At 65.1% G+C, this 20,309-nt stretch carries 24 protein-coding genes; 12 read left to right on the top strand and 12 right to left on the bottom strand.

The window, feature by feature from the left end; translation table 11 throughout:
- Positions 1-23: 23 nt before the first annotated feature.
- Entirely contained in the window at positions 24-1,001 is a 978-nt protein-coding gene (locus FFS56_RS03660) for a hypothetical protein (RefSeq protein ID WP_137772038.1), read from the bottom strand.
- A 751-nt stretch (positions 1,002-1,752) separates the two neighbouring features.
- Here FFS56_RS03660 and FFS56_RS03665 point away from each other — a divergent pair.
- The 8 genes from FFS56_RS03665 (at position 1,753) to FFS56_RS20410 (ending at position 8,946) form a co-directional block, all read left to right on the top strand.
- Positions 1,753-2,763 carry a hypothetical protein gene (locus FFS56_RS03665; RefSeq protein WP_137772037.1) on the top strand — a complete coding sequence of 337 codons (1,011 nt, stop codon included), beginning with the start codon at positions 1,753-1,755 and terminating at the stop codon, positions 2,761-2,763.
- Positions 2,764-2,830: 67 nt separating this feature from the next.
- A complete protein-coding gene (locus FFS56_RS03670; RefSeq protein ID WP_137772036.1) occupies positions 2,831-3,121 on the top strand; it encodes a hypothetical protein in 291 nt (96 codons plus the stop codon).
- Between the two features lie 12 nt (positions 3,122-3,133).
- Positions 3,134-3,562: a hypothetical protein gene (locus tag FFS56_RS03675; protein ID WP_137772035.1), complete on the top strand. Its 429-nt coding sequence runs from the start codon at positions 3,134-3,136 to the stop codon at positions 3,560-3,562.
- A 14-nt stretch (positions 3,563-3,576) separates the two neighbouring features.
- A complete protein-coding gene (locus FFS56_RS03680) occupies positions 3,577-6,552 on the top strand; it encodes a hypothetical protein (RefSeq protein WP_137772034.1) in 2,976 nt (991 codons plus the stop codon).
- An 18-nt stretch (positions 6,553-6,570) separates the two neighbouring features.
- The gene (locus FFS56_RS03685) at positions 6,571-7,269 is read left to right on the top strand and encodes a hypothetical protein (RefSeq protein WP_137772033.1); all 699 of its coding nucleotides are present in this window, start codon (positions 6,571-6,573) and stop codon (positions 7,267-7,269) included.
- Positions 7,270-7,363: 94 nt separating this feature from the next.
- Positions 7,364-7,768 carry a hypothetical protein gene (locus FFS56_RS03690; RefSeq protein ID WP_137772032.1) on the top strand — a complete coding sequence of 135 codons (405 nt, stop codon included), beginning with the start codon at positions 7,364-7,366 and terminating at the stop codon, positions 7,766-7,768.
- Between the two features lie 356 nt (positions 7,769-8,124).
- The gene (locus tag FFS56_RS03695) at positions 8,125-8,691 is read left to right on the top strand and encodes a hypothetical protein (protein WP_137772031.1); all 567 of its coding nucleotides are present in this window, start codon (positions 8,125-8,127) and stop codon (positions 8,689-8,691) included.
- Positions 8,692-8,796: 105 nt separating this feature from the next.
- A complete protein-coding gene (locus FFS56_RS20410; protein WP_171010994.1) occupies positions 8,797-8,946 on the top strand; it encodes a hypothetical protein in 150 nt (49 codons plus the stop codon).
- A 430-nt stretch (positions 8,947-9,376) separates the two neighbouring features.
- Here FFS56_RS20410 and FFS56_RS03700 read toward each other — a convergent pair whose 3' ends face one another.
- On the bottom strand, positions 9,377-9,841 hold the full coding sequence (locus tag FFS56_RS03700; RefSeq protein ID WP_137772030.1) for a hypothetical protein: 465 nt from the start codon (positions 9,839-9,841) through the stop codon (positions 9,377-9,379).
- A gap of 54 nt (positions 9,842-9,895) precedes the next feature.
- Here FFS56_RS03700 and FFS56_RS03705 point away from each other — a divergent pair, with 54 nt between their 5' ends.
- Entirely contained in the window at positions 9,896-10,513 is a 618-nt protein-coding gene (locus FFS56_RS03705; protein ID WP_137772029.1) for a hypothetical protein, read from the top strand.
- Between the two features lie 61 nt (positions 10,514-10,574).
- On the top strand, positions 10,575-11,249 hold the full coding sequence (locus FFS56_RS03710; RefSeq protein ID WP_137772028.1) for a hypothetical protein: 675 nt from the start codon (positions 10,575-10,577) through the stop codon (positions 11,247-11,249).
- 109 nt (positions 11,250-11,358) lie between these two features.
- Here the strand turns inward: FFS56_RS03710 and FFS56_RS03715 are convergent, their stop codons facing one another.
- From FFS56_RS03715 to FFS56_RS03725, 3 genes are all read right to left on the bottom strand, one after another.
- Complete coding sequence (locus FFS56_RS03715; RefSeq protein WP_137772027.1) at positions 11,359-12,183, bottom strand: hypothetical protein; 825 nt, start codon at positions 12,181-12,183, stop codon at positions 11,359-11,361.
- Between the two features lie 436 nt (positions 12,184-12,619).
- Entirely contained in the window at positions 12,620-13,192 is a 573-nt protein-coding gene (locus FFS56_RS03720; RefSeq protein ID WP_249352939.1) for an SOS response-associated peptidase family protein, read from the bottom strand.
- A gap of 143 nt (positions 13,193-13,335) precedes the next feature.
- Complete coding sequence (locus FFS56_RS03725) at positions 13,336-13,665, bottom strand: hypothetical protein (protein ID WP_137772025.1); 330 nt, start codon at positions 13,663-13,665, stop codon at positions 13,336-13,338.
- An 89-nt stretch (positions 13,666-13,754) separates the two neighbouring features.
- Here FFS56_RS03725 and FFS56_RS03730 point away from each other — a divergent pair, with 89 nt between their 5' ends.
- On the top strand, positions 13,755-13,943 hold the full coding sequence (locus tag FFS56_RS03730) for a hypothetical protein (RefSeq protein WP_137772024.1): 189 nt from the start codon (positions 13,755-13,757) through the stop codon (positions 13,941-13,943).
- Between the two features lie 45 nt (positions 13,944-13,988).
- Here the strand turns inward: FFS56_RS03730 and FFS56_RS03735 are convergent, their stop codons facing one another.
- Positions 13,989-15,200 (bottom strand): hypothetical protein, encoded by a 1,212-nt coding sequence (locus FFS56_RS03735; RefSeq protein ID WP_137772023.1) that lies wholly within the window; start codon positions 15,198-15,200, stop codon positions 13,989-13,991.
- Positions 15,201-15,557: 357 nt separating this feature from the next.
- Entirely contained in the window at positions 15,558-15,686 is a 129-nt protein-coding gene (locus FFS56_RS20900) for a hypothetical protein (RefSeq protein WP_283205797.1), read from the bottom strand.
- Between the two features lie 140 nt (positions 15,687-15,826).
- Here FFS56_RS20900 and FFS56_RS20905 point away from each other — a divergent pair, with 140 nt between their 5' ends.
- A complete protein-coding gene (locus FFS56_RS20905; protein ID WP_283205796.1) occupies positions 15,827-15,949 on the top strand; it encodes a hypothetical protein in 123 nt (40 codons plus the stop codon).
- Positions 15,950-15,964: 15 nt separating this feature from the next.
- Here FFS56_RS20905 and FFS56_RS03740 read toward each other — a convergent pair whose 3' ends face one another.
- The 5 genes from FFS56_RS03740 to FFS56_RS03760 form a co-directional block, all read right to left on the bottom strand.
- Positions 15,965-17,122 carry an OmpA family protein gene (locus tag FFS56_RS03740; RefSeq protein WP_171010993.1) on the bottom strand — a complete coding sequence of 386 codons (1,158 nt, stop codon included), beginning with the start codon at positions 17,120-17,122 and terminating at the stop codon, positions 15,965-15,967.
- Positions 17,119-17,838, bottom strand: a complete 720-nt coding sequence (locus FFS56_RS03745; protein WP_137772021.1) for a hypothetical protein — start codon at positions 17,836-17,838, stop codon at positions 17,119-17,121. Before FFS56_RS03745 ends, FFS56_RS03740 begins: the two co-directional genes overlap by 4 nt.
- Entirely contained in the window at positions 17,835-18,671 is an 837-nt protein-coding gene (locus tag FFS56_RS03750; protein ID WP_137772020.1) for a hypothetical protein, read from the bottom strand. Before FFS56_RS03750 ends, FFS56_RS03745 begins: the two co-directional genes overlap by 4 nt.
- Complete coding sequence (locus FFS56_RS03755; RefSeq protein WP_137772019.1) at positions 18,668-19,324, bottom strand: hypothetical protein; 657 nt, start codon at positions 19,322-19,324, stop codon at positions 18,668-18,670. The genes FFS56_RS03750 and FFS56_RS03755 overlap by 4 nt, the downstream gene beginning before the upstream one ends.
- Positions 19,325-19,627: 303 nt before the next feature.
- Positions 19,628-20,044, bottom strand: a complete 417-nt coding sequence (locus FFS56_RS03760) for a hypothetical protein (RefSeq protein WP_137772018.1) — start codon at positions 20,042-20,044, stop codon at positions 19,628-19,630.
- Between the last annotated feature and the right edge of the window lie 265 nt (positions 20,045-20,309).

Raw genomic sequence — 20,309 nt, forward strand, 5'->3', positions numbered from 1 at the left:
GGCGGGGCTGCCGGGATGGCAGGTCAGCCGTCGGCCGGCTCGGCGAGAGCCTGCACGTGCACGGAGTAGTCGGCGGCGATGACGGCGAGCATGTCGCAGAACGAGTCGAGCAGCGCGTCGACGTCGGCGTCATCGTGGGCGGCCTCGTCTGCGAGGATCGTCAGGGTGTCCACGGCGTCGAGTCCGGTCTCCGGGTCCGCGGGAACGCTCTTGAGCATCACGGCGGCGACCTGCGACATCACCTCGAGCAGACGCCGTTTCAGGGCGTCGTCGGTGTCCCGCTGCAGCAGCATCGTCTCGATCGTCTCGATGATGCTCGTGGCGGTCATCGCCCACTGCGCGGGTACGAGGTCGTCGGCGAGCTGAAGCGCAATCCGCAGCGACCACTGCGGGTCATCGCGGTTCAGGGTGAGGGCGGTCAGGTCGATGCTGTCGAGCACGGGGTCCGCCGCCCCGGCGATCCAGGCGGCGATGCGCGCCCGGTCGACGGGGGAGTCCTTGTCGAGGCCGTGGTAGGCGAGCACATCCAGCCATGTCCCGGTGTCGGGGTCGTAGACGCCGTTCGCGGTGAGCTCCAGCCCCACACGGATCGCCCAGACGTCGTCGGACTCCAGTTCAGGCTCGGAGCTGTCGTCGAACTGGTACCGGATCCGGAACGCGAGGTGCTCTGGCAGCCACATCATCGGATGCCACAGGAACTCGGGCTTGACGGACGCGAAGCGCTCGCGCCACTGCTGCGACTTCACTGATACGGGGAGAGGGGTCTTCACTACCGGGGATGCCAGCAGCAGGTCGGGGTCGAGGGCCGAGGCCTCGGCGAACGCGTCGAAGCGTTCGAGGAAGGTGATCGGGTCCTCGTTCAGGAGCAGACAGTCCTCCGGACCGGTCAGGAAGGGGATCCGGGAGACGGTGCCGGGGTTCACGTGCGGGTCCTTTCGTGCCGGCGCACTGGCCCCGCGGAATCGGTCCCGGCGAAGCGTCTGCGTCTGGGCGGTGCTCATACCGTCCACCCCTGCGAACACCTCGCCGTGGGCGAGTTCCCGATCACCGCATCGACGACGACTCAGTCCGTCCCGGTCGCGGTGGTGATCGACTCGCTGACCAGGCGTGGCCAGGGACGCGCCTGGTCGGGCCGATCCCTTGCCGCCATTGGTCCCGGGGCTCGCCGCACCCAACGACGGTCAGATGCTGTCTGTCCGGGATTCGCCGTACTCCCGACTGGTCAGGACAGGGGCTGCACAGAGAGAGAAGAGAGTTAACGACTCGTCTAGAGAGCTACTACTTCATTCCCGTGGCTGTTCTTTCGAGGGCTCCCGGCTCATTCGGGCCGCCTGGTGTCTCTGTATATCCACCCCGGCAACTGCCTGACCGTCTGACCAAGGCCCGCGGTCCCTGTCGGGAGTAGGACGAAACCCGGACACGGACCCTCTGGACGACTCTGACCGGACAGAGGGTCCAGCCCGCCAGACTCTCCTTGCCGGGCGCTCGGATCGAGTTGTTCCTCACGCGGGAGCACAGCACCCTGCCACGGCCGGTGACTGCTTCGCTCGAGCTCGACGAGATCACCCACCCCCGGGATCGCGATCCTGCAGCGCGGCTCCGGAAGACCGCCTCTCGCGCGACCTGGTCTCCGATCGGTTCGTCTTCTCGCCCGCGTGGCGTGGCACCAGCCTGCGGAGTCTGCAGGCGTGGCTGAGGCGTCTCGGATGACCTGAGGGCCACGTTCCCGCTCGTGCCGGGCGTGCGCCGTTCATGAGCATCGACGCACACGGCAACATCCACAACACTGCAGGACGGTTCGACGGGCACATCCGCACTGAGCCCGAGGGGGCACTCGCCCTCACCATCGAAGAGATCGACCAGGCCGCCCAGGAGCGCACCGAGCGTGCAGCACAGCGGGAACGCTGGGAGCACGTGGTCGACGTCCTCGGGAAGACCTCCGGTGCCATCGCCCGCGAATGGCGGATCGACCCGACGAACGCCGAGGACATCGCGCAGGACACAATCAAGAAGATGTTGGAGTCCCAGCGCGACATCGATGACCAGCTCGCGCAGAAGGACTCGTACTTCAAGCAGGCCGCACGGAACCGGGCGACGAAGTTCAGCGCTGCATACCAGAACGGCCGTCGCAGCGAGGACATCGCCGCTGCTCGCCAGCTCGCCGCTTCGGAGGCGGCATTCGAGGCCGCGAATGGTCGCAGGATGACCAAGAACGAACGCGACGAAGAGGCGCACCGCATCATGATGTCCTTCAAGCCCGGACAGCGCCCGAAGGACGACTTCCACCGTTCGCGGTCGACCCTCAGCCTCGACGCTCCCGTGAACGCGGACGGCTCGACGACTCTGGGTGACCTCATCGAGGCGCCGGAGGGCGAGCCCCGCCACGACGCGGTCGACGACTTCGCCGCCCGGATCGGTCACGAGATCGACAACGGGAAGACCACGAAGGCGAACGCGCGCCGGCAGTCCTGGCGTCTCGTCTCGATCCGCGACGGAGCACCGCAGGTCCAGGAAGGCGTCCTCACCACCGGGCAGGCGCGCAAGTTCAAGCAGACGGTCGCGAACGCCCCCGGCGGCGTACTCGGGCTCCTCGACCGCTGGGAGTCCGGTGAGGCCACCACCGACGAGGAGCGGGCCCTCTTCGCACCGTTCGGGGATGACATCGATATGCGCGGCTACGAGAAGGTCGCCTCCACCCTCCGTCGCCACCCCGCCCTGGCCGACCGCCTGCACGCCGAAGCCGTCGCCGTCGCCGCGAGCTGAAAACGCATCGACCCCAGATCCCTGTTCGCAGGGGTGGACGGATAAGAGCTCGAACTAGGAGGACCTCATGAACTTGCTGTCCGGATGGGCGATGCTGTGGGGGCAGGTGCCAGCAGGCTGGCGGATCCTGCTCGCCGCCGGCGGTGTCCTGATCATCATCGTCTCCATCGCTGTCTGGCTGTACAAGAAGCGCAAGGGCAACGGGGCACCCGGCGGGTTCCCGACCGTCCTCGTCGTCCTCGGCGGACTGATGGCCGGCCCGGAGCTGATCGTCCCGGTGATCCTGCTGGTCGCCACGGCGCTGCTCACTGTGCTGTCCGCGATCGTCACCTGGGCTGCTGGCTTCCTCGGCGGATAACGGCGGACGCCGATGCCTTTGCCATACGTCTACGACCTCACCCACCTCACCGGACGACGCAAGAACGACGAGCGGCGCTGGGTGGTCATGACGTTCGAAGTGCGCAGGCGGACCGCCGTCGTCATCGGCATGTCGCTGGTCCTCTCGGCGTTCCCCACCCTCCTGCTCCTGCCATTCCTCGGCCCGTTCGCGCTGATCACACCGGTCATCGCCGTCACCGTCGGCCTTGCGCTCTGGGAGGGGCGCCAGCGGAGGGGTATGAAGCTTCGGAACTGGCAGGCGATCCTCGACAAGCGCAACGCCAGCAATGGCACCCTCTTCGCCGCCGGCGAGGTCATGGGGGACCCCGTGCTCGTCATGCACCAACCGACGGTCATCCCGCTCGAGGCGCCGATCGACATCAACGCTCCCGACGCCGCTCGACCCCGATACCGCACGTGACCTGGAGGACCCGCATGACCGCGCCGAAGACGTCCCGCATCGGGCTCCGCCGTGCCTTCGGCGCCATGATACTCGCCCTCGCGGCTGTGCTGCCGCTGACTGGAAGCGCCCTCCCAGCACCTGCAGCCGCCGCGCCTACGACGATGAGCTCCGAGTCGACGCGCGTCGTCCCCGCCGCCGGTCCCGAGATCAACGACCCCGGCGTCGAGGAGCTGCAGCGGGAGTACGGGCTGGAGAACTCCTGGGCCTACCCGTTCGCGACCTTCGATGACAACGCCTACCGGATCTTCCCCCGATGGAACGACGGCGCAAGCGGCTTCTACACGAAGTTCGATGGCTTCTCCATCCCGAACGCTGTCGACTCGGCATCCAGGAACCTCGTCGAATCCCCGTACCTCAGCACCGGGCACTCGATCTGGGGCTTCACCGGGATGCTCACCAGGAACGCGGTCAGCTTCGACGCGATCTCCTCGTTCGGCGGATACATGGACATCGCAGGCGGCACGTTCGTCGACACGCTGTTCCGCATGGACGGCAATCCCACCTCGAACCCTGCCGTCCTCATCATCGTCGTGCTGGTGCTGGTCCTCATCGTCGTCACGATCGTCCGCTCAGTCGGCCGGGGAGCTGGGCTGATCTTCCGACGCGTCGGATCGATCTTCATCATCTTCGGAATTCTGTTCGGGATGACGATCAACGCCGCCGGCACCATCGTCGACCAGGAGAACGGCTCCTACCGCCCATCGCCGCTCACCCCGGGATGGGTCGTGAAGACGATGAACGACTCAATCTCCTATCTGTCCGACTCCGTCGCAACCGCGCTCGTCACAGGTATCGAGGGGATCGGCGGCCAGCTGCAGCCGAACGATCGCGACACCGAAGGACTGTTCGATTGCCGTGGGATCAACGACGCGCTCTGGGGTCGTCTCGAGACGATGGCGACCTGGAACTCCCGTCTCGATGGCGCACAGGCGAAGACGATCGCGCGAGTGATGGATGCCATGTGGGCGACCACGGGCCTGGAGACTTGGAAGCGGTCGCAGCTTGGGCACAACAACCCCTACGCAGACGCGACGTACTGCCACCTCCTCGACATCCGTTCGACGAAGGCAACGCCGTGGGGTGCCTTCTACGCGCTCCGGAACCAGGTCGCCGCGAAGACCGGCGACGGCACCTTCCTGACCTACACCGGCAACTACGCCGAGCGCTCCGGTGACGTCTCCCTCGCCGCGCCGTTCAACCCGTCATCGGACAACGACACCGCTGCGGTGATGGTCTGGTGGGCCGCGTGCAAGGCCACAGCCGTGAACGGGCCCGAGGTGACCTGGGCGCTCCGAGACGGGTGGGCAGGGTATGAGCACGACACTTTGAAGCTCACCACAGAGAGCGCTCCTGAGGAGTGCCAGAAGGGCTGGGAGTGGCAGAAGGGGGGATCTAGCGACAACTTCCCGGACATCTTTGACGTCTCCGGGGACAGCGGCTGGATCAGTGATGCGGCATCCAAGACACAGAATCCGGCGGCCGTCTCCGACTACCTCCGAGCGTTAACCGGCGTCGGGGCGGCAGGCAACGTCGGCGGAGCCCAAGCGTACGTCGCCGGATCGATCTTCGGACTCGCCTCGTTCGGTTACGTCGACCTGATCTCGTTCCTCGCGAACCTCGCCCTTGCCGGATTCATCTTCCTCCTCTGGTTCGTACTGATCTCGGCGCTGATGTCCGAGTCCCCGTTCAAGGAGCGGATCGGGAAGGCTCTGAACCAGGTTCTCGGCTTGGTGATCTTCGCGTCGATGATCACGGTCATCATCGGGCTCGTCGTCACCGTGACTCGCCTGCTGATCCTCATCGGCGACACGATGTTCGGCCGCGGCTCGTTCTTCCAGATGATCTGGACCGGAATCGCGCCAGTAATCGCCCTGGTCGGCGTGCACTTCTTCTTCAAGAAGGTGCTGAAGCTACCATCGCCAGTGTCTGTCGGCGGCGCGACCGCATGGGGCAAGGCGGGCGCGAGCGGCGCGATCGGTGCCGGCGCGATGGCGGGTATCGGCTCCGGCCTCGGTTCGTTCGCTGGTGTGCGTTCGGCGATGAACAGCTTCCGGCGCGGGGCCAACATGGTCCGAAGCGCCACGGGGCGCGGACGTGGCGGCACGGGCGGGACCGGCAGGCGGAGCGCCATGGACTCGCGCTCCGCCGGAATGACCGACAAGCAGAAAGTCGCTGCGGACAAGGCCAAGGCGACGCAGCAGCAGCGTGAGCGTGTGAATGCAAGCCAGGAGGAGCTGCGCGCGGCGCGGGACTGGAAGCGTGAGACCACTGGCGCGACTGCCGCCGGGGACACCGCTGCCTACCGCGAATTACTCGCCCGGAAGGACTCTCGAAAGGGGCTCCGCGAGCTGCGCACGGACTTCCGCCAGCAGATCAAGCAGGCCCGGAACAACGGTGACGAGGAGCTCGCCGGGAAGCTGCGCGAGAAGCAGCTGAACACCGAGGGGCTCTATGCGTACCGCGAGCAGATGCGACGACAGAACGTTTCCGGCGCAGCCCGCGCCTTCGCCGCGGTTCGCGACCTCCCCGCGGCCGCCGCGAACCGTGCAGCACTCGGCGTCCGCTCGGCTGCTGCGACCGCGTGGAACACCCCCGTCGCCGGCATCTCCGGCGCCGTAGCCGCGGGCGCGATCCGTTCCGAGGCCAAGGTCTTCGCGCAGTCCCGCGGCGTCCAGGCCGCCGCCCGTGGTGCGCAGTTCGTCGCCCGCGGCTCCCGCTCGGCGCACCAGCTGCTCACGCAGCGCACACAGAACAACCGCCTGGTCGCCGAGTATCGCGCCGCACAAGCGGGGGCGGCTCAACAGGCGGCCGCGGCACGCAAAGCTGCAGCTGAAGAGGCTCAGCGTGCAAAGCAGGAAGCCGCCATGGCTGCTCAGCAAGAGCGCATGGGTGCGGCCTTCGCGTCCGGCATGCGCGGTGGCGGGATCAACGGTGGAGGCCGCAAGTGATTTCGGAGGAGGCCTAACATGGGCAGTGCAATCGAGACCGTCCGCCGTCCGGCAGGTGCGCCGAACGGACGTGGCGGGGAGTTCGCTACCCGCCACCTCACAGATCCGGAGGGGAACTTGGCTGAGGAGACCAGCGGAAGCTTCCTATATCCACCCGATCGATTCCCCTCGTATGAGGCGTACATCGAGTTCTGGGAGTCATCGCCGATCTCCGACCGTGTGCTGTCAAATGCATCTCATGCGTACCGGACCTGGCTGCATGGCGCGGAAGACGCTTATGTCCGAGCGAACTGGCATCGATTCGAGGAAGGCAACGCCAAGACCGAGCGGATGCTCAACAAGAAACTCGGTGCGGACGCGCAGACGCTCAACGTCGAGTCGCGTCAGAGGCTCATCGACGAATTTCGTGAGAAGTACCCGTCCGAAGTGTCCCCGCGACACATGCGACAGGTACTTCGCGCGTATTCGGTCGCAAGCTACTGGGCGTCGATTGAGGACCCCTCGGGTCGGGGCCTCGCTCAGCGCTACACGACGGAGATCGATGGTCAGCCACTCACCCTGGACGAGATCGCGCAGCGTTACTGTCCCGATAACTGGGCCGAGCGGGCGCTGACTGAGGCTGATTTGCAAGTGGTGGACAGCCTGCGCTACCTGGCTCAGGCCAATGATGAGCGTGACGGGTACGAAACGGGTGAGCCTGTCGTTTCGCCATACTGAGGCCCGTCTGTAACGGATTGTTGCAGGCCGGGTATAGGTTTCCAAGCAAGTAGATCGCCCCAAACACGGCGACTGGAGCTTGAGGAGGCCCATCATGACGACATCGACGACACGCAGCAGCGCAGTCGTTGCTGCCGTTTTCAGCATCGGATTGCTCGTGACAGCGTGCGCACCTGCGTCTCCATCCACGCCAGCTGACGTCGCAACGGAACTGGCGAACGCGTTTATCGCCGCCGACGTGGACCGGGCGAATGAGCTGTTGTGCGAGGGGGGCTGGGAGAAAAGCGATCCTGACAGCTACGAGTTGGGCGTCGGTGCTCCAGATCGTTGGGACTTCTCCGGACTCGAATACTCCATCCGTGAGGAAACGGAGGCAGGAGAGGTGCTCGGGAACCTCGGAGAAGATGTCGAGTTCGACGTCACGACCAATGGCGACGGAGATGCTTTGTGCGTCTCGGCACTGAGCATCAACGGCGCTAAGGGCTACGTGAAGGAGTAACACCCGGATCGATCTGAGGTAGATCTCCTCGCGCTCAGCAGGGTCGGTCGCTGCGCATCGGAGAGGCTAATGCTGCCAGATGGTCCATGCGGCGTGAAGTGCGGCCAGGGGCCGGGGCTTGCGATCCCACGACGATCAGGTCACGGTCGAGGTCTGCTGCCGACGCCGTTGCCAACTTCACCGGATTCTCGTGACGCGTCGGCCAGGATTAAGCCGTCAAGAAGCACTTACGCTGGATGTATGAGCAGATGCGATCAGCCCGAGAACGTACCTGCCGACCTCGACCCCAAACAGATCGTGCCCCTTAGACTCCGCGCCATGAGCCAGACAGTGCCGATCATCCTCGAGGTTCACCCGTGAAGGCGTGGGTATCGGCGCATCCGGTCATCTCCCTGCTTGTGTTCGCACTGGCCGGGGGACTGACTATCGTCGTTCTGCAACTGCTCGGACTGATTGACGTTCCAGCATGGTGGCAGAGCCTGTGGCCCTGGTGGCGCGACGCCGGATGGCCGTGGACAAGCAGCTGGCTCACCAGCCCAGGTTTCGGAGGATTCGCAGCAGTAGTGGCGGCATCCTTGGCCTTCGCCGGTACGCGGCATCAGTCTCGGCTCAACGCATGGTGGCAGCGGGTCGAATGGGCCTTGAACCTCTACGTCAATCCGGACACCAGTGCGAGTGAACGGGCCGCAGGGGCCGCGGCGATCGACGCGCTCCAGAGCTCAAGGCTCGCCCGCCGAGAGGAGAAGGCGTTTCTCGGCGAGGTCGCGGCCGCCGTGACCTTCGATGCACTCGGCGATGGGCTCGACGAAGACGACTGGACGAAGGCTGAGCGGGATGCACTCGGCGACGCGGATGCCGAAGGGGAAGCGGATCTCATCGCGGACGGCCTCCACCCCGATGATCCGCTTCCAGAACGGCTCTGACGTTAGGCAAACGCAGCTGCCGACGCGACCGGGAATGTAGACTTCCGTTCCGCACGCGAGATACTCTTTACAGAGGGACAGATCTCATCGCGAAGGAGGTGCGGTATGACGAAGGAAGAACTCGAGCGCCGTGCCGGCCGGCCGGCCCCCACTGAGGCGGAACGTCGAATCGCCGCGCGCATCGTCGTCCGCGGCAACAAGGCACGCCGCGTCCCGACCCCGCAGTGGATCATTGATCTCGCGAAGGCATCCTGAACGCGAACGAACCGCGCCCCCTGAGGCTGCGACGCACCAGCCACCGAGGTGTCCTAGACCTCTTTAACCGCATGTAGCACTCGGTGCAGTTCATCACGTCAGGAACGGGATCGCCGAGCTGTTCGCAGCGATGCTGGATCGACCCGGCGAATTTTAGCAGGGCTCGTACGGAGCACCGCACCGAGCGCAGATGCGTGCTTCGCCGAGGCGCGAGCGCTCCGGATACAGCTCATCGCACTGGAGGCGCAAACCCGTCGGCGGGACGCCCTGACGGTACCGTCCCAGCGTCCAGCCGCCCTGCTTCTCGCGGCGAGTTCGTTCGCCGTTGCACGCACGCTCAGAACCGATCGCGAGCTTCAGCGGGTAAGGGGAGCCGTCCTTGCCCCGATACGCCGGGTGGAAGCCCCAGAGCGCCGAGCGCACCGAAGTCCTAGGCATCGGAGGGCACTCGCTTCACGATCTCGTAGCCCTCGGCGTGCAGGCCCGTGAGCCACTGCCTGTCCGGGATGCCTCCGGTGACCCCTGGGTACGGGCGCGTCCGGTACTGGGAGCGCCAGTCGGCACGGTCGACCGCCTCGATCTGCTGCTCGAAGGTCAGAGCGCCGGCCGGGACGTCGGCGGTGTGAGCCTGATCCCAGTCGACGGGGTTGCCCTCCGAGTTCACGCAGGTGTCGCAGACCTCGATCTCGCCGTCAACGATCTTCATTCCGTGCGGCCGTTCGACCTCCTCCGGATGACGCGCAGCCATCTCGCTGTCGATCCGCACCGCGGTGAGGTGGTCGAAGTCCTGGACGAATCCGATGATCTCGCGGGTCCGCTCGGCTCGAGCGTGAGCGATGATCTGCGCGCGGGCAGCGTCGAGGTCGTTCGCGCCGGAAGCAAGCTGATCGGTCATGCCAGCCACATACCCGGCGGGGCGACAAGGATTCAATCTATCGGGAGGGTGCTCATGTCCATCAACTTCAAGCTCGACGACCGCCGTGACGACGTCGACCCAGCTGACGATCCTTGGGGGCGAACCTGGATTGGCTGGGCAGAGAACCTCAGCGAAGAGGACGTCTACGAGCAGAACCGCGGAGTCTGGCTGCTCGGGAAGCGTTCGAGGAACGAGCGGCTGGCGACGTTCTCCCACCAAGGCCGCGTCAAGGTCGTCGTCGCGATCGGTGACTTCGAATACGTGCCAGGCGGCAAGCGGGCCATCATTGGACGGGTGCTCTCGGCGGGAGACCCGGACTACGACGCTCTCATCGGGACGGCCGTCGACGCTTTCCGGATCCCTGTCACCTACCAGGAACAGGGTGACCGTGTGTGCGCATGCGGCTGCGGAGCCAGCGTCGCCGGGACCATCACCTTCCTTCCCGTCCATGATCAGCGGCCGTGCACGACAGGATCAGCAAGCAGTCGGGGATCACGCTGGCGTTCGTGCGCTGGTTCGACGAAACCTACAGCCGTTCGTAGCCCCGAGCTGACTCGCACGTTGTCTCGCCCAGCGGATTGTCTGTATGTATCTCATGGCCGACAATCGGAGGATGGCGAAGGGTCCGAGCGACTACGAGACCGGCACTGAGCGTGCCCTGTTCCGACTTTCGAAGGGGGTCTGCTACTACCCGGAATGCGAGGTTCCGATCATGAGTCTCGTGAATGGACATGCCATCATCGGGGTGCAGATCGCGCATATCCGTGGAGCGAATCCGAAGAGCGCCCGATACGACGGGACCATGACCGATGACGAGAGGCGCGCCTTTTCGAATCTGATGTTGATGTGCGTGACACACCACAACCTCATCGACCGACTCGAGCCGGAGAAACACTCGGTCGAACTACTGACCCAGTGGAAGGGGGATAACGAGGTCGAAGACGGGTTCGACTCGCTGGCGCCGCGGCTCACCGAAGGAGCCCTGATTTCGATCCTTGAGGAGTTCGCACAAACTCACCAGCCTCTTCGCGAGATTTCCGTCTCGGTGCTAGGCGGATTGGTGACCCATTCCGACGGTGTCACGGCTGGCCGGCTCGAATCGATCCCTGCCGTGCTCGACCTGAACCCTCATCTTCGTAAGATGGACCGCGTGCTCGTTGCAGACGTCAACAACACCGGCACTCTCCCCGTCGTAGTGGATGCCATCGACTTCCGGATTCGCGTGGGAATCTCTGGCCGCGAGCAAGAGGAAGATGTACCGTTTCTGGGGCGGAACGACTACCCCGGAAGCAACCCACCCTTGCCAATGCGATTGCAGGACGTGGGTCTCTGCAGTGGTTCATCATGCTCGAATCCCTGCTCCTGTTGGAAGCGAGCGGCGCCATGAAAATCAAGGCAGTTTCCGCACTTGTTCGTCTGGGATCGGGGGAACGCATCGAGTCGACGATCGTCGATTGGCCCCGGGATCTGTCGACCCGATCCTGAAAGGTTCGCGGTCAAGCGGCGCGGTGCTCGATGAGTTCGGTCAGGTCGAACGCGGGTAGTTCCAGTTCTTCGCGGATGCGCCCGACCGTCTTCGCGTCGCAGCGGATCGTGGCTGCGATGAGATTGTCCGAGTACCTCCGCGCCCACAGGGTCCTCACGCAGATGCGGCGCTCCGCAGGGGTCAAGCGTGGCCCGTCTCCTTGGAGTGCCAGTGCGACGGCGATGTCGTCGACCAGGTCCGGGTCGCGGTCGACAGCGGGAGGCTCGGGGTCGGTATCCGGATCATCCCACGCGAGCGGTGGCAGCCATCCATGGCGTTCCGCAAGCCGGCGTGCCGCATCGTGCATCGGGCCCTCGGGGCGCTGATCCCAGATGGCGTCGAAGAGCGTCGTGACGGCGTCGTGGGTGCCCACAGTCACGAGCTGCCGTCGACGGTGCACGAGAGGCGACACGTTGCCGACACTGCGGCCGAGGAGCTGGGCGATCGTGCTCTGGGTCTGCCCGGTCGCCACGAGTGCCTGCAGCCGCCGCGTGGTCCCCGTCGCGGGTACCGTGCTGGTCGAGATGGCTTGCGGCTCCAGACGGAGGAGCGCTTCGGCGACGACAGCCTCGATGGTCTTCAGATGAACGCCGGCGGCGCCACGACGTCCGAATCGGAGGGTGGTGAGCGTGGAATGGGGCACGCCGGCGGCGATGGCAATCCGCTCGAGCGCGAACCCCGAGTCCAGCAGGCGCTGAAGGACTGCGCGTGCTGGTGCTGCGTCCACCCGGCGCGGGCGGATCTGATCCTCGCGTCCGTACGCACGGAGCCGGGAGCGCCTGCGCTGCCGCTCCATCTTGCGCGAGTGTCGACAGGAGGAGCAGCGACATCCATGATGGGTCCAGCATCCCTCGACGGTGTGCATGTGATCGGGCCTGGCGGGCACTCAGGGAGGGGTGCGCGAGATGAACCGTGTTCGGTCAGGCTATGGTCGCGCCACGCCTGCAGATAGTGCTTCCGGCAGAGTCCCCTGGCGCAGACCGGTCGGTCGCAGTCATCGGCTGTGCAACTGGTCATCGCTGACCCCGCGTGCATTCAGCCTCGTGGCCGTGAGCCCGGCGGGCTTCCTCGGCCGCGGCTTTCACCAGCTGCGGAACGCGGACGACGTCCTGCCCGCAGGTGCGGCAGACAGCAGTCCACTTCTTGACCCCATCGACTTCCACGGCCTTCAGGGGCGGGTATGAGAGCGGCATGTGTGATCCTCCGTGGGGATCACATACCCGGTGTGTCGCCTAGAAGAGAGGCTCCGCGGCCGCTCCCTGCCTCGTGCCGACGATCGCGGTCGCGAGCGGCTGCGATGCGCCACGCGCAGCGTCGATGAGCTGCCCGGCCGGAGCCATACTGGTCAGCCATTCCTCGGCGAAACCGGCGGGGATGAGCAGCGGCATCCGGTCGTGGATGTTCGAGATGTGGTCCGCTGCGGGCTGCATGACCAGGGAATAGCAGGTGTACTCCTGGCCGTCCGCGGTGCGTCCGCGCCGGGTGACGGCGGCGAGTCCGAGGAGATCGTTTCCCGGCAAGAAGAGGTGGTGGAGGGCCTTGTTCGGCTTCTGGAACTCTCGCCAGTAGATCGCCGGCACGATAGCCCGGGAACCGATCGGTCCCTTGCCAGTCGCCAGGCGCTCCGACTTGGTGTTGATCGAGGGGAAACGGGCTGTCGCGCCGTCGACGAGGTAGCCCCACCAGCCCAGCGTCAGCGTGGAAAGGCCGGTGAAGATGGGGTTGAGGTTTCGCGCCTTGATGCCGGTGGGGAGCAGAGTCTTCCCGTCGTTCGACGCCGACCAGGTACGGAGGGCATCGATCACGGCATGGTCGACGACATCCTGGTACTCAGAGCTGTGAACGCGGGGATCAAGACCGTAAGAGGCACACTCGGTCAGCGTAGCTGCGGTCCCCGACATCGGATGCAGAATGACGGTTGCAATGGCGTTGGGAAATAGCCAACAGGTCAGTGCTCGACGGGCTTTTCGTTCGACGGTCCCATCAGGTAGAGGCGGGCATCTCCACCGGTGTCGGCTTCAGTCCCCTTGAACCAGAACGGCGGTAGCTGTCCACCCATGCTCGACTCGTAGCGACGCTCGTTGCCGACCCAACTAAGCATCAAGGCGTACCCGTGCTCTGTCTCATCAAGCCGCCAGTCACCCACAAGAATGGGATCGGGGTCATTCTCTACGTACTCCTCGAAGGAGGCATCGCTGAAGAGAAGCACGCTCCCGCGCGGGAGCTCGTCCTCGTAGTAGCTCTTCAGGTAATTGGCGTACTCGGTGACCTCTGGCATGTGGGTAGCGTATCTAGGCGTTCAGACATCCGGTTGAGCTGTGCGATTCTGGGGTGCGCCAACTCAACCTCATGGTGCAAGATGAAGCCATGGTAGGCAGAGAAGATGATCCGGAGTACGCCGACGCGCTAGTGGAGATGTTCCACGCGAACAACGCCTCAGACGACTACGACGAAGAACTGAGTGACAATCTCGTAGAAGAGATCAGCACGAAGTTCCCTGACACGTATGAGCAGCTCAAAGAGGACACCGGCTACAACGACATCATCGGACAGTAGCGTCCCGACTCCGCTCCCCGGGTAGAAACCTGGCTACTGGCAGCCCTACCGAGTCCTGCTGAACGAGACGTCAATGTCGAGGTCATCGATAATCGCACGGCGTCCCCCGATGATCTCGACGGTAATGATTCTGCCCGCCACGACCGCGGGCATATCGGGGTAGTCCGCAAACCGATCGTTGCTGAGCACGTAGGAGCCCGGTTCGCTCGCGAGGCGGAGAATGATCTTGTCTGCGGTCGCCTTGTCATCGACAACGTGCACTTGTAGATCTGACAGCTCTGACTCAAGCCGTTCGACACTCAGGCTGAGCAAGCGGACGACCGATGCATCGAATACGACTTGCACCTCCCTGCCCTCGAGGAGGTACGGCGTGAGTGCCCTTATCGCGAAGAGCCCGATCTTCTCGGCTCCTGAATGGCAGAGGTTGCTCCCGTCGAGGATTAGCGTCTGCACATCCAGTGTCCCTTGACGCACGATGCCTCGTACGCGCTCCTCCAGCTTCCGGACTTGACGCTCGAGCTGAACTATCCTCCCCCTTGTTTGGCCGATGAACCGAGAAGGTTTGTCATCTCCGAGGTCGGTCTCCGAGTTCCTGTGGATCTTCGCTCTGGCCCGGGAATCCGGAGCGTTCTCGAGATCATTCAGATAGCTACGTGCCAAATCAGCCTTCTGCCTTAACTCCCGCAGTTCGGCCTGAGCATTGGTCAGCGCCTTCAGAGGTTCCGCGAGCTTCTCCTGAAGGCGTTCCTCGCGATCGTTGAGTATTTCAAGGCCAGGTGTTCTAGCCTCGATATCTGCTTCGAGCGCGCTCAGACGCTCGACCACTGCCTGCCGGTCGAACGAGGCGTGCCGTTCACCCTCCGCACGCTGGTTCGCAACAGCCTCAATCGCGCGAGCGTCTTCAGCCTCAAGTTCCGGCATGCGCGCGGAACTAGTCGTGAAGATGGCTTTCGATGTGTGGAACTCCTTGCCGGAATCCCTCACGTGCTTCACGAGCAACGCTGGCGGGTACAGGCGAAACCACGTCAGAGGACGCGCACGTTGCATACGTGCGCGCGCGTCATCGAGCGTCTCCTGAAGCTCGGCTCGCTCCCGCGAAATGCGCTCAACCTCGTTTACCGCGTGCTGCAACGCGGACTGTGGGTCGAAGCTGTCATACCAGTCGAGGTGTTCGCGGCGCTCGGCCGCCTCGGCACGCAAGGTGCCAATGAACGTGGTCTGCTCACGCACCTGCGCGGTAAACGGGTTGTACTCCACTCTGCCATCCTGCCATCGTCCCGCGAAGCAAAGCCGCCAGCGATGACCTCAAATCTCCGCCAGTTGAATGTGTCGGCTGTCTCCCGACACGGTTCGCCTGTCGGCGGCGAAGACGCTCTGGAACCGGGTATGTGAGCAACGAAGACGTTCATGGACTTCATGCGGACGATGGAACAGGTCGTGACCGCCGAGCATGCCTACCTTCCACCCACGATCGAGCCGAAGCTGAAGCCCGCCGCAGCAGCACGTCTCCGTGCCACGATCGCGGAGTTCGCGCAGGAGTACTGGAAGGACTTGCCGAACCCGTATGGGCGTCCGGGCCGGACTTCACGACGGCCGCGTACACCCCCCCGAGGCCTACCTGAAGTGCTGGGCGCTCAGCAAGCCGGTCCTGGCCTTCGGAGAGGAGATGCGCATGCGGGCGACCGTGACGACATACTCCTCGGATACGGGTTCGATGGAGATCTCGTTAGGCGTCTTCGGCATGGATCCTGTCCTCGGTCAGGGTTTCGGTTTGATCACGCACAGAGCCGATCAAACGCGCTGACCGTTCAGGTCCCGGCGCTCTTGTACGACCCGGCGAACCGGCGGGGCGGATCCCGACGACGACGCCGTCGGGTCGGATCGTGCTGGATGCAGCGCTCGCCGTTCGCGACGCTGCGGTGTCCTCCGCGATGACCGAGTTCACCGAGGATGACACCGCAGCGCTGCGGACCCTTCTCAGGCGCATCGCGGCGGCGAAGAGCTAGTAGCAGGGTCGGCGATTACGGCGTGACCGTGACAACCACTCGGCGGTTCTGCTGCAACTGCTCAGGCGTCGTGGCATACGGCACGACGGGCTCGGAGGAGCCGCGCCCTTCAGCGGTCATGCGCGACGGATCAACGCCGTGATCGGCCAGCCACGCCTTCGTCGCCTCCGCTCTGGCAGCGCCGAGTGGGATGTTGACTTCGTCGGTGCCGGTGGCATCGGTGTGCCCTGTGATCAGGATCGAGCCAGGCGTTGAGACCAGGAAGTCGCGCAGTTCCTCCAGCGACTCCTGGGCCTGTGGGCTCAACTCCGAACTCTTGCTCGCGAACAGCACATCGGCGCCGACGGTCGCCTGCACCACTCCATCATCCGTCGTGGTGAACGACAGCGTCTCGTACGAATCGGCGGCGACGATCCCGGTGGTGAACGATGTCTCCGGTCCGTCGCCGGTTCGCGGCTTGTCGATCAGCACCGCAGTGGCACCGCTCGCCTCGACGAAAGCGCGCCACACGTTCTTCACATTATCTCGCTGAGCGGGAGTGATGTCAGGTTGCGGGGCGGCGCCGTAGCCGAGCCCGACGAACGTCACGGTGGTGTTCGTCGGCATCATCGGAAGGTAGCTGTTCTCCTGTGCGACCTCGACGACGCGCTCGCTGGTGTCGGCGCTGAGGATGCCAGGTGTGGTCATGAGCGGGTAGCCACGGTCGCTGAGTCCGCTGTCGATCACGATGATCATCGGTGTCACAGCCTGGCTGGCGGTGAGCTGGTCGCGAGCCACCGCGAGCGCCGCGCCGAGATCATTGCCGTCCGCGTCGGCGGCGACGCTCTTCACCGCTTTGATCACCTGACTGGTCACTCCGTCGATGTCGTTGCGCATCGCCTCGGGATTGGTCGTGCTGACGGTGTAGCCGGAGAGCTGGAACGACACCGAGGGGGTGCCGTCGTTCGCGATGACCGTGACGGGAGACTGCGCGCCGACTGCCGCTTCGAGCACCGTCGCGAGCTCCACAGGGAACTGCGCGACGGGCATGTTGGCGTGCGCGCCAGCGATGATGACCACCGCGTCGGGCGTGCTGCCGTCGACGCTCGCCTGCGTGGCGAGCTTGTCGGTGCAGCCGGTGAGGAGCAGAACTCCGGCCAGGAGCAGTGCGAGCAAGCGGAAGGTGAGGTTCACCGCTGGCCTCCTTCCGCCGGAAGCCACGGGTTCGGTTCGCACGCCCATTCCGGCGGAGAGAAGGCAGCGCGTCGGTTGAGCGGGTGCTCCGCGTCGCCGGGCGCTCGGCGCAGGTAGCTGCGGATCTGATTCGCAGCGCGCCGCTCGTAGTGGTTCGCGAGGGTGGTCACCCGTGTCTGCAACGCCTCGAAGAGCGTGACGAGCATCCCGGCGATCTCGGCGGCCTGCAGCTCGCGCGTCTTGACCTGCGCATCGCTTGCATCGCGGCGGGCGATGAGCGGCGCGATGGCATTGCGCGCCTCGCGGTCTCGTCGCTCTTTGCGCTGCGCCGGTGTCAGGTGTGCTTCGCTCTTCGGAACCCGGTCGTACTCCGAGGGATCAGTGACAGACCTGGCATCGATCTCGGCGTTCGCCTCGATGATCTGACGGTTCAGCATCGTGATCACCGTGAGGTGTTCGCGATGCTCGTCGATCAGCGGGCTTGCGATGCGGATGGCCTCGAGACGTTCCCATTCGCACCGAGCAGTGAGTTCGGCATCGAGTCCGCGCAGCGATGCTGAGGGCTGCTCGCTGCCGGTGACATCGTGGGCGGCCTTCTTCTGGCCGTCGCGGCGTCCGACGATCCAGGCGTCGCGGAGCCGCTGGAAGAGCGGGTACGGCAGAGGGCTTGCGAGCGGCAGATTCATCGCCGCCTGGTGCAGCTTCGGAGTGGTCACGGCTGGTTTCCTTCGTTCGGTGAGGAGGTGTTGCTGGTTTCTTCTGTGTCGGTCAGCGGCAGGTCGAGGCCGCTCGTGGCCGTCGGGTTGCCGAGGTGGATCACGATCTCGGTGCGGCTGAGTTCGCGCAGCTCGTCGGCAAACGACTGCAGTCCGAGCAGGGCCTCTTTGCGCTCGTCCGGGAGGTGCTGAAGGCGGAGTTCAGCGATCGTCTGGTTCTCGTTCAGCCGCACATGTTCGCCTTCGAGCCCGGCGACCTCGGTGTTCGCGGCGGCGAGCTTCTGTTCCAGTTCACGGAAGAGCTCTTCCGCCGGGGCCAGGGTGATCTTGAACCCGTCGATCCACGCGAGCCCGATCAACGCCAGCATCGCGAGCGCGAGTACGAAGGCGATGCCGAGTTCGGCTGCGGCCTCGTCGTGCAGCGCGGCGCCTCCCTCGTAGCCTGTGCTCGACGAGTTGATCGACGCTGCTTGGACGCGAAGGATGCAGAGCGCGATCACCATGACGACGGATGCCACGAGTGCCACGAAGCTCAGCCGTCGCTTGCTCTGCTTGTACAGCACGCCAGCGGCGTACGCGGAGCTCACCGAGATGAGGGCGAACGCGATGGCGCAGATCCAGGACTGCCAGGGTTCGCCCCTCAACAGGCCGTTGAACGCCGGGATGGCGAGGAAGGTGTCCATCCCGCCTGCGAAGACGAGGACGACGAGAGCCCATCCGCGTGCGCGAGCCCGCGCGGCGGGAGAGGCTGTCGCTGCGGCGAGCGAGGCGTGGTTCGGTGCTGCGACGTTGGACTCGGCGCGCTCGGGCGCCGGTGTCGGTGTGCGGTTCACGCGAAGTTCTCCTTGGAATCGAAGGTGGGACCGTTCTGGTCTCGGGTGACTGGTGTGAGCGGGAAGTCGATCACGGAGGAATCCGTGGTCTCGACGTCGGGCGACGGGCTGTCCGGTTCTGGTGCGGCGACCGCGCGGACGCGTGATTCGATCACCGGTGTCGGCGTTGCGAGCACGCTGTCGGGTGTGGCGTGCACGTGGTGCGTGAAACCCCATCCGCGAAGGATCTGCCCGCGGGCATCTGCGACTTCCGCGCGGTTGGCGCGGGCTGCGGTGAGTTCGCCGGCGCACACGATCTTGTCCTGCACCGCTTGAGCGAGCAGCAGCTGTGCGACTTCGGTGCGGTTGACGGCATCCTGCTCGACCCTCTGTCGCCAGGTGGCGTGCCAGGAGCCGATCTCGTGCGAGAGTGCCTGCAGGTTGTCCTGATCGAGGGCACCCGAGGCGGCGAGTGCTGCGACCTTCTGGCGCACGAGGTCGCGGAAATGGTCCGCTGACGCATGCGGTTCCACCCGGTTGGCGCTGTGCGGCATCGGCATGCGCGTATCAGGGTTAGAGATCGTGGTGGAGCGGTCGGGCTTGGCGTACTGCTCGGTCAGCGCGAGTGGGCGGATGTCGGAGCTGACCGGCTTGCGGGAGAACGGATTCTTCACGGCGAGTTACCTCTCGGTGGTTGCGGTTCGGTGGGGCAGACGAGCGGTGAGACGAGTTCGATCTGCCGGCCAGTGTCGGCGTCTTCGCCGAGAGCGACCGGCAGATCGGGGAAGTGGAGCGATCAGCTCCACTTGATGCCACAAGAGGGGCACCGGATGAAGCGGCTCGGGTAGGCACATTCAGTGCCGCAGCCGCGACAGACGTACATCGCGAAGGTCGGTGTGCGGGGCATGTCGATCACCTCCTTTCGGGTTCGGTTTAGATCCGCGCGCAGCGGAGGGGCGGGGGCGCATCGCATGCGATCAGGCGGCACGCAGTGCTGCCGCAGCGTGCACGGCAGCGATCGCCGTGATGCGCGTGCGGGTGAGGTGCATGGTGTGTTCGGCTTCTGCAGCGGCTTCGGCGCCGCGTTCCGCTTCCCAACGGGCCTGGCAGTAGCGGGCCCATTCGGCGGGGTCGCGGTAGACCTCACTCGTCAGATGGAAGCCTTTACAGGAATTGCATTTGTAATAGCTCGCCTCGCGGCGGTTGGTCTGTCCGTCGAAGAACAACCCGAGGGCCGCGCTTCGTCGGGCGCTCTGCAGGGCGTGTGCCGCCTGGTGTGAATCACGCAGGCGAAGCTTGCCCGTCGAAGCACAGATGGTGCGGGTGTGGCGGGTGATGGTGAGCGCGCCGTTGCGCTGTGGACGCTGCTGGCGGGGCTTCGAGTTGCGGGTCACGTGCGTTCCTTTCGAATTGGGTGGTGTACTGCACTTCGTGCGTGTGGACGGGAGAAGGGGGGGCTCCTCTCGGTCCCAATGCCTCGGAGCCCCTGGGCGGGGGTGAAGCCCGCCTCCGCTGTGGAGTTGTGGCCCCTCCGTGGAGGGGAATGCCGCAAGTTTGCTCGGGTTCTTCCGGCTGCTCGATGGGCGCTGGTTTCCACCCCCGAGACGGCCCTGCGGGAGGAAGAAACCAGTGCGAGTAGCGAAGCGCGGGAAAGTCTGG

It is taken from the genome of Microbacterium sp. Beta (genome assembly GCF_005502545.1).
GTDB classification, from domain to species: domain Bacteria; phylum Actinomycetota; class Actinomycetes; order Actinomycetales; family Microbacteriaceae; genus Microbacterium; species Microbacterium oxydans.